General features: G+C 36.1%; 13 protein-coding genes and 1 pseudogene. 9 read left to right on the forward strand and 5 right to left on the reverse strand.

The features are described 5' to 3' along the window. Positions 1–32: 32 nt before the first annotated feature. A complete protein-coding gene (locus ACQKNC_RS16165; RefSeq protein ID WP_427425796.1) occupies positions 33–458 on the reverse strand; it encodes a disulfide oxidoreductase in 426 nt (141 codons plus the stop codon). Positions 459–850: 392 nt separating this feature from the next. Here ACQKNC_RS16165 and ACQKNC_RS16170 point away from each other — a divergent pair, with 392 nt between their 5' ends. The 5 genes from ACQKNC_RS16170 (at position 851) to ACQKNC_RS16190 (ending at position 5,159) form a co-directional block, all read left to right on the forward strand. Next, positions 851–1,966 (forward strand): GAF domain-containing sensor histidine kinase, encoded by a 1,116-nt coding sequence (locus ACQKNC_RS16170; protein WP_427425797.1) that lies wholly within the window; start codon positions 851–853, stop codon positions 1,964–1,966. Positions 1,967–1,977: 11 nt separating this feature from the next. Further along, positions 1,978–2,625, forward strand: a complete 648-nt coding sequence (locus ACQKNC_RS16175; RefSeq protein WP_427425798.1) for a response regulator — start codon at positions 1,978–1,980, stop codon at positions 2,623–2,625. Positions 2,626–2,905: 280 nt separating this feature from the next. Further along, on the forward strand, positions 2,906–3,820 hold the full coding sequence (locus tag ACQKNC_RS16180; RefSeq protein ID WP_427425799.1) for a helix-turn-helix transcriptional regulator: 915 nt from the start codon (positions 2,906–2,908) through the stop codon (positions 3,818–3,820). 87 nt (positions 3,821–3,907) lie between these two features. After that, entirely contained in the window at positions 3,908–4,648 is a 741-nt protein-coding gene (locus tag ACQKNC_RS16185) for an effector binding domain-containing protein (RefSeq protein WP_427425800.1), read from the forward strand. Between the two features lie 232 nt (positions 4,649–4,880). Further along, entirely contained in the window at positions 4,881–5,159 is a 279-nt protein-coding gene (locus ACQKNC_RS16190; RefSeq protein WP_427425801.1) for a hypothetical protein, read from the forward strand. A 3-nt stretch (positions 5,160–5,162) separates the two neighbouring features. On the opposite strand, the pseudogene ACQKNC_RS16195 reads toward ACQKNC_RS16190, so the two are convergent. The 4 genes and pseudogenes from ACQKNC_RS16195 to ACQKNC_RS16210 form a co-directional block, all read right to left on the reverse strand. Further along, positions 5,163–5,389, reverse strand: a pseudogene (locus tag ACQKNC_RS16195) (transporter); the annotation flags it as partial. A 313-nt stretch (positions 5,390–5,702) separates the two neighbouring features. Continuing rightward, entirely contained in the window at positions 5,703–7,040 is a 1,338-nt protein-coding gene (locus ACQKNC_RS16200) for a hemolysin family protein (RefSeq protein ID WP_427425802.1), read from the reverse strand. Positions 7,041–7,820: 780 nt separating this feature from the next. Continuing rightward, entirely contained in the window at positions 7,821–8,237 is a 417-nt protein-coding gene (locus tag ACQKNC_RS16205; RefSeq protein ID WP_427425803.1) for a hypothetical protein, read from the reverse strand. Positions 8,238–8,453: 216 nt separating this feature from the next. Continuing rightward, a complete protein-coding gene (locus ACQKNC_RS16210) occupies positions 8,454–8,657 on the reverse strand; it encodes a YheE family protein (RefSeq protein ID WP_053485851.1) in 204 nt (67 codons plus the stop codon). A gap of 436 nt (positions 8,658–9,093) precedes the next feature. Here ACQKNC_RS16210 and ACQKNC_RS16215 point away from each other — a divergent pair, with 436 nt between their 5' ends. The 4 genes from ACQKNC_RS16215 (at position 9,094) to ACQKNC_RS16230 (ending at position 12,722) form a co-directional block, all read left to right on the forward strand. Then, the gene (locus tag ACQKNC_RS16215) at positions 9,094–10,236 is read left to right on the forward strand and encodes a DUF445 domain-containing protein (protein WP_427425804.1); all 1,143 of its coding nucleotides are present in this window, start codon (positions 9,094–9,096) and stop codon (positions 10,234–10,236) included. 17 nt (positions 10,237–10,253) lie between these two features. Further along, positions 10,254–10,598: a YlbF family regulator gene (locus tag ACQKNC_RS16220; protein WP_427425805.1), complete on the forward strand. Its 345-nt coding sequence runs from the start codon at positions 10,254–10,256 to the stop codon at positions 10,596–10,598. Between the two features lie 236 nt (positions 10,599–10,834). Beyond that, positions 10,835–11,497, forward strand: a complete 663-nt coding sequence (locus tag ACQKNC_RS16225; RefSeq protein WP_427425806.1) for a ribonuclease H family protein — start codon at positions 10,835–10,837, stop codon at positions 11,495–11,497. Between the two features lie 304 nt (positions 11,498–11,801). Further along, positions 11,802–12,722, forward strand: a complete 921-nt coding sequence (locus tag ACQKNC_RS16230) for a stalk domain-containing protein (protein WP_427425807.1) — start codon at positions 11,802–11,804, stop codon at positions 12,720–12,722. Positions 12,723–12,773: the final 51 nt, after the last annotated feature.

Consider the following 12,773-nt stretch of genomic DNA (forward strand, 5'->3'; position numbering starts at 1 on the left):
CCGTATTCCAATTGTAGAACACGGTCTCGTAATTAATTTGCTGTTTTAGCAGCCTTCATTAAATAAAAGCTTGCCCCTGCAATTAAAATAAATGCAGTTAGCGCTAAAAATGGGATTGTGATAAAACCTAACCAGTTAATATATTGACCAGTACATGAAACAAGACCACAAGAAGGAGCCGTTTCAGCTAAAAAACTAAGCTTTTGAATACCATAATGGTAAAGTGATATACTGCCTCCCATAATGGCAAAAACAGCGGTTGTTACAGCAATACGTGCATTTTTTTGAATAAAGGCAATAGTTGTCATAATAACAATTGGATACATGAAAATTCGTTGGAACCAACACATTTTACAAGGTTCATAATGACGAATTTCAGAAAAGTATAAGGAACCTAGTGTTGCAACGACAGAGACAATCCAAATAAATAATAAGCCATTTTCCACTTTTTTAGACATATAAATTCTCTCCTTAGTATAACCATGTACTTGTTCGATTATAGTTGTTCTAGTTTTATATGTAAATTAACTTACGCAAAATAAGGTATATTCTATCAATTATGCCTCGGCATAATTATTGCTGTCACTTCGTTTTCGCACAGGTAATTTGCCATATGACGTGGCGTTTTTAGACTGAGTTCCTCTATTTCAGCGGATGTCTTTTGTACCGAAAGCGTAGCGACAGGTACAGATGTGTTTTGCGCGAAAGCATAGCGTCAGCAGCAGATGTTTGGGCACCTGCTGAAAGAAGCTAAAAAAAGTTCAGTCTAAAGTATGAATGGATGAGGCAGACGTTCCAGACTTTGAAATGTTATCATTAAAATTAGTAATGCCAAAGAAGAGGTGTTTTTGTGAGGGAGAATGATCATTCCAATATTGGTATTTTAAAAGAGATTGCAGAGTTATTAAACGAAGAAACTGAAATTGTGTCGATGTTAAAGGGAGCACTTGTGAAATTTTTAAATGGCACAAATTTTGAAACAGGTTGGGTTTTTTTTATCGATGAAAAAGGGCGGTCAGAGCTTATTGTCCACGTCAATTTACCAGAAGCACTGGAGTATAAAAATTGCCATTATTTAAAAAAGGGAGGCTGTTGGTGTGTTTCCCGCTATCGTAATGAGGAATTAAAAAAAGCCTCGAATATTATTGAATGTCAACGTATTGAAAGTGCAATTGCAGCAAATGTTGGCGATCACGAAGGTATTACACATCATGCAACAGTGCCGCTTCAATCAGGACAAGAGCGTTTTGGTGTTTTAAATGTTGCATCGAAGGATACCGTGCGTTTTTCAGAGGAGGAGTTAGCATTACTTGAATCAGTTGCATTTCAGATGGGATCAGCTATTAAGCGTATTTTACTGACAAAGCAGGAGCAGGAAATGGCACTTGTGAAGGAGCGCAATCGTCTAGCTCGAGATTTACATGATTCTGTGAATCAGCTACTTTTTTCGGTTACATTAACGGCGAGAGCTGGTATTGAAATGACAAACGATAGTGATGTGAAGGAAACGTTTAAGGAGATTCAGCACTTAACACAGGATGCCTTAACAGAAATGCGTGCTCTCATTTGGCAGCTTCGTCCAAAAGGATTAGAAAATGGTTTGCTTGAAGCGATAAAAGTGTATGCTGAAATGCTTGGCTTGAAGCTTCATGTTACGGTCTCAGGTGTTCTGCAATTCCCATCACGTATAGAAGAAACATTGTTTCGGGTAGCTCAAGAAGCACTTAATAATGTTCGTCGTCATGCAGGTGTTCTGGAGGCTGCACTTTATATTACTGTTACTTCTACAGATATTTTACTTGTTATTCGTGATGAGGGACGAGGCTTCGTCATCGATAATAACACGAAGCTACTTTCAATAGGCTTGCAATCCATAAAGGATCGTGCAAAATCAGTTGGTGGCTCAGCTGACTGGGTTAGTGAAATTGGCAAAGGAACAGAGCTGTTAATCCGTTTGCCATATTAGGGGGGAAGAGTATGATACGTGTTTTAATCGCAGATGATCATCATGTAGTGCGTCGTGGATTATTATTTTTCTTAAAAACACAGAAAGATATTGAAGTTGTAGGAGAAGCGAAAAATGGATTAGAGGCCGTAGCTTTAGCAGAAAGTATACAGCCAGATATTATTCTCATGGACTTGGTAATGCCAGAGATGGATGGCATTCAGGCAACGAAGCGCATTAAAGCTAAGTTTCCAAAAATAGAAATTCTAATGCTGACAAGCTTTTCAGACCGTGATCATGTGGTGCCAGCTATGGAGGCAGGAGCTGCAGGCTATCAGTTGAAAGATATTGAACCTGATGAGCTGGTATTATCCATTCGTCGTATTATGCGAGGCGAAAATACATTACATCCGGAAGCAACAACGACTCTTGAAATGGACCGCCAAGAATCAAAAAATGCACCTCACGTTTTAAATCCACTAACACCTCGTGAACAGGATGTTCTTGCAGAGCTCACAAAAGGGAAAAGTAATCGAGAAATTGCGTCCTCTTTATTCGTTACAGAAAAAACAGTGAAAACTCATATTTCTAATATTTTCGCGAAGCTACAAGTGCAGGATCGTACTCAGGCGGCTCTTTATGCTGTGAAACATGGGCTAACAGAGGGTAGTGGTGTATAAAATATAAAAAATAAGTAAAACGGCGAGTTCCTACAAATTGTAGTAGCCCGTCGTTTTTTAATGAATGATATTTTTTTAACTTCTTTCAGCAAGTGTTTTGGTAGCGAAAACGGAGCGTCAGCTATAGAAGTCTCCGTTTAATAGCGCTGATTATAAGACCTAAGTTGTTTTTTATATAGACTTAAATAAAACTCAAAAAATACTTAAAATAGATAGGGAATAAGTAGGTAAAACGCAATTAGTATAGGACAAATAGAATTTATCGTAAAGGAGTACAAATATGAAATTAGAGCGTCTTTTAACGATGACAATGATTTTAATAAATCGTAAAAAGGTGACAGCCCAGGAGCTTGCCGATTTATTTAATGTGTCAGTTCGTACTATTTATCGAGATATTGAAACATTGAGCTGTGCTGGGGTCCCTGTTATTAGCCAGCAGGGGGTTAATGGTGGGATTAGTTTAATTGATGGCTATCGTGTTGATAAGCAGGTGTTGACAAAGGAGGAGCTTACGTCACTTTCTATTGCCATTAAAAGTGCGCTAACAACATACGAGGATTCACATGCTGAAGCAGTGCTTGAAAAATTAACAGGTGTTGCGGATGAAAAAGTAAAACAATCTATTGATCAACTTTTTATTGACCTTAGTCCATGGGGGCCAAATGTTATTTTTAAGAAACAGATTACGTTATTAAAAAATGCCATTGAACACGAGCAATGTATAAGCTTTACGTATTCTACTACACATGGTCGTATAACAAGACGATTATTAGAGCCGCACACTTTAGTACAAAAGGGGAAAGTTTGGTATGTTTATGGCTATTGCACATTGAGAGAGGACTTTCGCTTATTTAAAATTTCTAGAATGAAGGATATAAAAGAAGAGATGGAGGCATTCCAGCGTAAAGAAGTCAACTTGTCGGAACTCCCATGGGATAAAGAATGGCATCGCTCTCAAAATATTGTAAACCTTACGTTATCTTTCGAACCAGCAATAACGACCTTAGTAGAAGAATCATTTGGCGCTGAGCATGTAGATATAGAGAGTTCAACTATTAAAATTGCATTGCCTGAGGATGAATGGCTATATGGCTTTCTTCTTAGCTTTGGCCATCGCCTAAAAGTTTTGGAACCACTTCATATAAGAGAAATTGTATTAAAACGAGCCCGAGAAATTGTTGAGTTGTATAAATAATTTTAACTTCGACGCAATTGATGACATACAGATGTCAGGTTTCCTTTGTTATAGTCATAACAAATAGAAAGAAGGGTGGATTTAATCATGCAAAGTTATTGTCAAAGCTGTGGAATGCCATTAGTGGATGAAGCATTACTTGGTACAGAAAAAGTAGGACACAAAAGTCAGGATTATTGCACATATTGTTATGAATTAGGAGAGTTCAAGCAGCCAAATCTAACAGTTGAAGAAATGGTCGAAATCTGTGTACCACATTTAAAGGAAGATGGTATGGTGGAAGAAGAAGCACGTCGAATGTTGGCTTCTTTTTTACCAAGCTTAAAGAGATGGAGAAAACATGAAATAAAAGAACCAGTTGTGATGAATAAAGAGTCATTTCAAATCGTAGGAATTTCAGCACGAACAAGTAATGCGAATGAAATAACATCTCAAGCAAAAATCCCGCAATTATGGTCAAGCTTTTATCAGCAAGATGTTGTAGGACAAATAGCTAATGCAGTAAATCAAGTAACATATGGTCTGTATTCTGATTACGAAACGGATGTTAATGGAGAGTATTCAATTACACTTGGAGTGGAAGTATTAGCTGCCAACGAAATTCCAGAGGGGATGACTGCCAAAACAGTGCCAGCTGCCAAATATTTAGTTTTTACTTCTGACAAAGGTCCATTTGAAGAAGTTGTCGTAAAAGCTTGGCAGGATGTCTGGGCTTGGTTCGCAAGCTCGGATGTAGAACGAACATACACAGGTGACTTTGAAATGTACGATGAACGATGTGCCAACCCACAAGAAGCTCAGGTCGATATTTATATTGCCATTAAATAAATTTATTTTAAACAAATTAAGCTTCCTATCTATGGTGGATAGGAAGCTTGTTTACGTTAAAAATTTTACATTTGAAATAGTGTAAAGGCATACATTTCTATAATTATGTTTCTGTATAATGAAGAAAAGGAATATTATGGTGATAATTGCTGAGTAGCGAACCACGTTATGGTGATGAGTCGTTTATTGCTGCAAGAAGGGGATAAAGACAACTGAGGGAGGGATTAGTTGTTTGGCTAGGAGAAAAGCAGGAGACATTTTAAGTGTTATATCTTTATTACCCGCGATAGTAAGTGTTATCTTTTTCTATATACAAAGAGGGCCTGATTTTGATATTTATTTTGGTATCACTGTTTTTAGCATTTTATCAATAATTGGTATTATATTTGCTGTAATCGCTTTGATAATGTCTAAACTACGTATTTTTGGTTTGATCGGTCTAATCGCAAATGTATTAGTTTTGGTTTTTGCCTTTCTATTACTTTTAGCAATGGGGATTGGTGAACCATAAACCTTAAAGAATTTTAATAGCACTTTCAATGAATAAAGAGCTGTGATTGATTCGGTGACTTTCAAAGACATTTAAGTAAGGATCGACGGTAACTGTTACGTCTATAAAATGCTTGTTGCCATGAGCACGATCACTCCGTCAACATTGCGGATTAAAACGGATAATGTTTCGACTTCTTCAATGTCAAAGGTATCTGTGAGGCTTTGAACTGCTTCCAAAAAGATTTCTATAGTTTTGTTTCCTCCACACAAAACTTTCGCGCATGATAAAACGACCCCCTTCTCGTGTAAGGTGAAGGGAGTCGTTTTTTAGTATATATTTATTTTATTTCAGTAGAAGCTCTTGCCATTATAGGTTGTGGGCAAAATATTAATTTTATCGCCTGAATCATACAAGCGCGATTAGCTATTACCACGGCAAATACTATAAGGCAATTTATCTTCTTTCAGCGCTTGTCCAAACATCCGCTGAAATAGTAGAACTCATGCTTTGTGCAAGTACAAAGCCGAATCCGAACGCAATTATGCCAAGGCATAATTAATTTTAGTTATTTACTTCACCGTTGTCATTTGATAAATCACGTTCAGGTAATTTCAGAACTTCTAAGTATAAAATATGGTGAACATCTAATTCTTTTGCGATAAATTCATAACCTTGTTCTTCAATACTGTCTCCTTCGACCGCATCAAAGCGCTTTGTCATGAACCAACCACCGATTGTATCAATATCATCATCTTCTATGTCAGTACCTAGCATATCATTAACGTTTTCAACTAGCATCTTAGCATCTAAAATAAAATGATTTTCTGCAATTTCCTGAACCTCTGGAATTTCGTCCTCATCGAATTCATCTTGAATGTCGCCGACAATTTCCTCAATAATATCTTCAATCGTAACTAGACCAGATGTTCCGCCATATTCATCCATTAAAATGGCCATATGAATGCGTTCACGCTGTATTTTTAGTAACAAATCGTTAATTTGCGTTGTTTCCATTACGCGAATAATCGGCTGCATATAGTCAATAACTAGTTTATCACCATTTGCTGGGTCTTTAATGTAAGCAGTTAATAAGTGCTTCATATTGACTAAGCCAATAATATGGTCCTTGTCGCCATCGATAATTGGGTAACGGGTATATTGCTCAACGCCCATTAAATCGAAAACTTCTCTAATCGTTAGTTCTTTTTCAATACCGACGATTTCAGTACGTGGGACCATGATTTCTTTTGCAAGACGATCAGAGAACTCAAAAATACTGTTCACATATTCATATTCTGAAGTATTAATTTCTCCACCTTTTAAACTATCCGACAAAATCATACGTAACTCTTCTTCAGTATGGGCTACTTCTGATTCTGACATCATTTTTAAGCCGAAAAGGCCAGTTAAGCCACGTGCAGATCCGTTTAACAACTTAATGATTGGATACGTAATGTTGTGGAATAAAATTAATGGGCCAGATAAGTTTAATGTTACAAGTTCTGCTTTTTGGATGGCAAGTGTTTTTGGCGCCAATTCCCCCATAACTACATGCATAAACGTTACAATTGAGAATGCAAGTATAAATGAAAGGACAGTAGTAAAATTTTCACTCAAATTTAGAAATTCAAACACTGGATTCAAGATAATCTTAAATGTAGGTTCACCAAGCCAACCTAGACCTAAAGCAGTGATCGTAATACCTAATTGACATGCAGATAAGTATTCATCTAAATCTGAAATTACACGTTTTGCATTTTTCGCTTTTTTATTCCCTTCTGCAAGCAATTGATCAATACGTGTAGATCTTACTTTAACGATTGCAAATTCGGTTGCAACGAAAAATCCTGTCATTATTATTAGTAGGGCAAATGCCGCCAACCTTATGGTTATTTCCATTATGTCTCCGTCCAAATAATTCCTTTGTCCCCGCCCGAATGAGGGAGGTAAACAAAGTGTACACCTCCTATGATTTAAAAAAATTGTAGAATGATTTAATCATAAAATATTTACAGGCAAAACACAAATATTGACAACATTTTTTTTTACTTGATTTCCAAACCGTAAATTGAAGAAATTAAATAATTTCAAACACCAAAAGATTGAAAATAAAAATTTGTTATGCTAACTTTAAATGGAGCAAAGAAGATAGTTTGTTTAGAGAAAGAAGCATTTGCATCTCATATAAAACGACACGTCAAAAATCTCAAGAGAGCTTTACTTGCGGATTTTTTTAAATGAATTATTTTTAATAGCAACAAAAAGGAGCCACCTCATTCATATGAGGTGGCTCCTTTGTAATATTGAAAATAAAATGGTCAAAGAAATTTATGTAGATGTTGGAGAAAGTCGCTTCGCTTTCGCAAACAATTGTAGCAGAAGTTACGTTTTATCATTATAAATTAGAGTGATATGTCAAAAATATACCTTAAGTAAAGAAGTTGATTGGAGTGGAGACTGGGCGACTCCTTGGGGATTAGTGTCACAGATGAGACCCTGGAGCGAGCAACGCGAGTGAAGCGGCTCATCGGACGCCCCCAGGAAAGCGCCCAGTCGGAACGGAAATCAACCCCTTGTTTTGCTGAAGAGCGATAATATGACTCTTTAATTTCAGAATAATTTTTCATAAAAAAGGGGCCATTTTCATTTATATGAGATGGCTCCTTTTACTTTAATTATTTATTGCTGTTGAAAACGTAATTTCAAGCACGCTTTCTCCACATCGTGTAGCGTTTCTTTTAACGGTATCTCACCTGAGAAAAGTGAAATTGTAACAGGTGCTTTTTCTGTTATACCTTGCTGTGTAAAAATATAATTTTCGTCTTTATACGTTAAATACATATTTTTTACAGATCTTTTTCCGAAAGTACTAGCTGATGAATCGAAAAAGCCTTTTAATTGACTGCAGTATTCATTGTAGAAATCACTTTTAAAGCCAGAAAGAGCCTCAAATTTTTTACTATCAATAGATTCAGCCTCATTTACTAACTCGAAAATTTTAGCGGAAAATTCGGAAAAAACTTCTTTTACTTTTGCGCGAATTAATATTTTTGAATTATAACTGTTTAAGTCATCAGAAAGAGTGACGTTACTCATTGAAATAGCCTCCTGCATAAAAAACCTTTAATACTTAATATCCTAAATGTATAAGAAAAATAAGGGAATTTCAATATACTTAAACAATTTACGATAATAGCAGTGCAGAAATTAGTAAAAAATAGGTGTTTTTATGCAGTGTAAGAACAGAGAAATACTACTTTTAATATAGCATGTATCTTTTTTGTAGCGACAGCTTCGCCAAGGCGAAATTAATCAGTCGTAAACATGGTACAACATAAGCTCATGAATCATTTTTTTAACTTCCTCTTCGTTTGGAGGGATAGGTCCATTCCATTGTATAACACCATCTTTTAAGTACTCTGCTGTATAACGTTCGCGTTGATAAAAGAACGAAATAGACCAACCTGGGAGCTGAGAATTTTCAAATAAAGGCTTAAAGCTAAAATGCTGAATCATAACCAAACCCCATTTCTTAATATATGTAGTTAATATTATTCAAGGATAAAGGTAATTTTGCAACTATTCACTTTACGGGCGCATTGTGATTGACGGTTATATGCTTATACATAATCATAATGTGTGGTTGATTTCTGTCCTCTATCGCTAGTCCCCAAGGAGTCGCCCAGTCGGAACGAAGATCAACTTATATACATAGCATAAGTTTCAATAAATTACATTCCTATTTTTGATAGTTAGCAGATGGAAGCAGAGGGAAGCGGGTAGCCCGCAGCGGAAATCGGCATCTTCAAGTTAATGAAAATAGATAAAAATAGTTAATCTATACACTTAATAGGGGGTATTTCTTTCGTAGAAAATCATTGCTCTGCTATAATGAGTGCAGCAGGCGACAAAATACGCCAATAGTGAATACAATTGAAATGAGAGGATACTAATGGATAATTTTCTAGTGACATTAATATTTATGGCAGTCATTGGAGCTGCAATTGGTGGTGTAACGAATCACCTAGCCATTAAAATGCTTTTTCGACCACACAAAGCTATATATATTAAAAATTGGCGAGTGCCTTTTACACCAGGTCTTATTCCAAAACGCCGTGACGAATTAGCGAAGCAACTTGGACTAACAGTTGTGAATTATTTATTAACGCCTGAAACTTTTAGAAAGAAATTTTTCTCAAAGGATATTCAGGAAAAGGTTGAACAGTTTGTACAAACAAAGGTAGAAGAAACGATTTTTACAAATGATAAAACAATTCAAGATTGGCTATCATTAGCTGGATTTTCCAACATGCCAACAACAATTGAACAGAAGGTAGAAGCAATTGTTGAGGGACAATTTGCATCAGTTAAGAATACACTATCAACGAAATCAATTCGGACATTATTATCAGCAGATATTCAAACTACAATTGATGGAAAGATTTCGGTAGCGGTCGATCATATTTTAGAAAAGGGCGAGGATTATTTTTTATCACCTGAGGGTGAAATGACAATTAAGGCGATGATTGATGACTTTTTATCGTCAAAAGGATCGCTTGGTGGAATGATTAATATGTTTTTAGGTGATTCTTCGTCACTCGTGGCAAAAGTTCAGCGTGAGCTTGTGAAATTTTTACAGGCACCAGGAACATCAGCATTACTGACGAAAATTTTTACTCAGGAATGGGAGAAATTAAAAGATCGCCCAGCAATGGATTTCTTACAAGATATCCATTTTGAACCAATATTATCGAAATTACAAACTTATGTAAAAGAACAATTAGCAGTTGAAGAGCGCTTGAATCAACCCATTTCACATTATTGGCCAGAAGGTAATTCGTGGATGAAGGAAACAGTAATCCCAAAAGCTATTGAAAAAGCTTTTGTAAAAGCTGAAGACAGATTAGAAGATGTGTTGAAACGCTTAAATTTACAAGAAGTAGTACGTGAGCAGGTTGATTCTTTCCCTGTAGAGAAATTAGAGGAGCTTGTACTTGGTATTTCAAAACGTGAGTTTAAGATGATTACAGTACTTGGTGCAGTTCTTGGTGGATTGATTGGGATTGTGCAAGGGTTAATTGTTTACTTTATTTAAAAAGGAGAAATATGTTTATGATTAATATTTACAATGAAATTAATACGTTAGAGGCAACTTTCCGTAAAACACCTGAATTTGAAGCGTTAAAAGAAGCAGTGACAGTTGTTAAGGAAGATAAAGAGGCTTTAAATCTATTCCAAAGTTTCCGTAAGGTGCAAATGGACCTACAGAACAAGCAATTAACTGGCGAAGAAATACTGGAAGATGAACTTATATACGCACAAAAAACGGCACAACTTGCACAGCAAAATGCAAAAATTTCTGCAATGCTTGAGGCAGAAATGAATCTAAGTAAAATAATTGAAGAAGTAAACCGCATCTTAATAAAACCTATTCAAGTATTGTATGAAGAATTTTAACAGCTAAGAAGAGCATTCAAGCGGCGGAAAAGCATGATTTAGCGGCGAAGTTCAATATCCAAGCAGCAGAACAACAGGTTCTAGCGTCACAACCTGGAGTATCGAGCTGACCAAACAGCTTTCTTAGGCATAAAAATACTAATAGTTGCACATATAACAAGTAAGAAGAAAAACGTGTTTCCGCAAGCCGGAGCACGTTTTCAATTTATGGCTCAATACCTATTGGAGGTTATACTATGCATGTAATCATTGAATGGACCTATAAAGCGAAAAAGGGTGCGGAAACTGTTTTGCGTTCAGAAGAAATGCCGGCAGCTCAAGCATTACTACTTGCCGAGGACATGGAGCGCACTGGGAGAGTAAAATCACTGCATTGTATCGATCGACAGGATACAAATTGGTCTTTGAAGGAACTCAAGGCATATTTAAAGGAAATTGATACTGAGCCACACAATATTACAGTCTATTTTGATGGTGGCTTTGATCTTGCAACAAGACAATCAGGGCTAGGCTGTGCGATATATTATGAGCAAAATGGCAAGCCATATCGATTAAGACAAAATTCTTTTTCATCAGAGCTTAAATCCAACAATGAGGCAGAATACGCAGCGCTTTATTTAGGGCTAGTCGAGCTTGAGCTATTGAACGTTCACCATTTGCCCGTTTGTTTCACTGGCGATTCCCAAGTCGTTATCAATCAATTGAGTGGGGAATGGCCAGCACTTGAAAAGAATTTATCTAGCTGGGCAGATAAAATTGATGCGAAGCTAGAGGAGCTCAGTATCCAGCCAGAGTACAAGCTTATTTCACGTAAAGAAAACTCTGAAGCCGATCGTCTTGCAACCCAAGCATTAAACGGTATCGACATCACAGGATTAAGGGAAATTGTAAAGGATTAGGTATTAGACACCCCAAAAGAGAAATCACCAGTATTTATGAACTGCGCCCCAATTGTTAGACAGACCATCTAACAATTGGAGGTGCAGTTTTTTTGTCTAAATTTACTGCAGAAGATGGTAATGAAAGCTATAAAGATATTGAACAATCAATTGGTGAAATAATATCCAATCATTCCGTTCGCCATTGGTAATTATAATGGTATTTACTGGTGAATTAATTTTATCACAATTTTTCCTATTTTAATGAAACTTTTACCATTCTAAACCTACTACTACTATGAACCTAATAATAAGGAGAGATATTATGAACATGAAAAAATTTGCACCTGTAGCAATGACAGCATTATTATTTGGAAGTGTAGCAATACCAGTCGCTTCAGCAAATGAAAATCCGACAGAGACAGAACAGCAAGCACCACAAATTCAAATTGATCCTGTTCACATTTTCAACACTACTCAAGGAACAGTTGAAAAAGTCAATTCTAATGAAAGCCTTACATATTTCACAGTAAAAGATGGCGATCAAACTAATATTTTAGAGATAACAAAGGAAACACTTGTTTTCGATAATACAGGTAAAAAAGTGGAACTTAAAGAAGGGGATAAAGTAGTAGCTTATACATTTGCAAACAAGCCACAAAAATTAATTTATCCACCACAATTCAATCCTGATGTTGTCATTGTTGAAACTGAGGAAGCTGGATTTGCTGAAGTTGATTACTTCTTTGAAAACCTAACAAATACTTATGATATGTTAAAATTAATCATTGGTGAAAACACGGAGCTTTTAAATACAAAGGGAGAGAAAGTTGCAGCTAAAGATTTAACAGAGAAGAACTTAGTTGTTTTCTATACAGCTTCAACAAAAAGTATCCCAGCTCAAACAACACCTTCAAAAGTAATTGTTCTTGATGACGAGTCTGAAAATACAACAGAAAATACTGTACAAGCGGAAATAGCACAAATAATCGCGACAGATTATTATGAAGTAGATGGAACAAAAATGGTTCCATTGCGTTTGATTGCCGAAAAGCTTGGCTATAAAGTAGAGTCGACAGGTAAAGGTGCAATTGTATCAAAAGGTAATTTATCTTACACAATAACTCGTGGAGAAAAAATGTTTGGTTATAACAAAGCATTACGCCCACTTAATGCAGCGCCTGCCTTGTTAGAAGCGAATAAAACATATGTACCAGTTGAATTTGTAGAGGACTACTTAAAATAATTCAAGAAATCCCTGTAAAGGTAGGTTTGCCTTTATAGGGAATTTTTTAAT

Origin of the sequence: Lysinibacillus sp. NPDC094177 (genome assembly GCF_050279145.1) — a bacterium.
Taxonomy (GTDB): Bacteria; Bacillota; Bacilli; order Bacillales_A; family Planococcaceae; genus Lysinibacillus.